Annotated in this window: 1 protein-coding gene; it reads left to right on the top strand. The window is 47.3% G+C overall.

Annotated elements, in window-relative coordinates; all coding sequences use genetic code 11:
• Positions 1–1,184: elongation factor Tu (gene tuf, locus R7127_RS26535; RefSeq protein WP_017822038.1), on the top strand; the 1,184-nt coding region annotated here is incomplete at its 5' end.
• Positions 1,185–1,190 lie beyond the last annotated feature (6 nt).

Here is a 1,190-nt window from a genome sequence, read left to right as displayed (position 1 = left end):
TGTCTAAAGAAAAATTTGAACGTACGAAACCGCACGTTAACGTTGGTACTATCGGCCACGTTGACCACGGTAAAACAACTCTAACTGCAGCTATCTGTACTACTCTTGCTAAAGTTTACGGCGGTGTAGCTAAAGACTTCGCATCTATCGATAACGCTCCAGAAGAGCGTGAGCGCGGTATCACAATCGCAACTTCTCACGTTGAGTACGACACTCCATCACGCCACTACGCACACGTTGACTGTCCAGGACACGCTGACTATGTTAAAAACATGATCACTGGTGCTGCACAGATGGACGGTGGTATCCTAGTTGTTGCTGCGACAGATGGCCCAATGCCACAAACTCGTGAGCACATCCTACTAGGCCGTCAGGTTGGTATCCCATACATCATCGTATTCATGAACAAATGTGACATGGTTGACGATGAAGAGCTACTAGAACTAGTAGAAATGGAAGTTCGTGAACTTCTATCTGAATACGATTTCCCAGGTGATGACCTACCAGTTATCCAAGGTTCTGCACTAGGCGCACTAAACGGCGAAGAGCAGTGGGAAGCGAAAATCGTTGAACTAGCAGAAGCTCTAGATACTTACATCCCTGAGCCAGAGCGTGCGGTAGATCAGCCATTCCTAATGCCTATCGAAGACGTATTCTCAATCCAAGGTCGTGGTACAGTAGTAACTGGCCGTATCGAGCGTGGTATCCTAACTGTAGGTGACGAAGTTGCTATCGTAGGTATCAAAGACACTACTACAACTACATGTACTGGTGTTGAGATGTTCCGTAAGCTTCTAGACGAAGGCCGTGCAGGTGAGAACGTTGGTGCACTTCTACGTGGTACTAAGCGTGACGAAGTTGAACGTGGTCAAGTACTAGCTAAGCCTGGTTCAATCACTCCACACACTAAGTTCGAATCAGAAGTATACGTACTGTCTAAAGATGAAGGTGGTCGTCACACTCCATTCTTCAAAGGCTACCGTCCACAGTTCTACTTCCGTACAACTGACGTAACTGGTGACATCCAGCTACCAGACGGCGTAGAAATGGTAATGCCAGGCGACAACGTACAGATGACTGTAGAGCTAATCGCACCAATCGCAATGGACGAAGGTCTACGTTTCGCGATCCGTGAAGGTGGCCGTACAGTAGGTGCTGGTGTTGTTGCTAAGATCTTCGACTAATTCATA

It is taken from the genome of Vibrio sp. 1159 (assembly GCF_033340395.1).
In the GTDB taxonomy this organism is placed as follows: Bacteria; Pseudomonadota; Gammaproteobacteria; order Enterobacterales; family Vibrionaceae; genus Vibrio; species Vibrio alginolyticus.
This window is presented reverse-complemented; position numbering and strand designations above follow the sequence as displayed.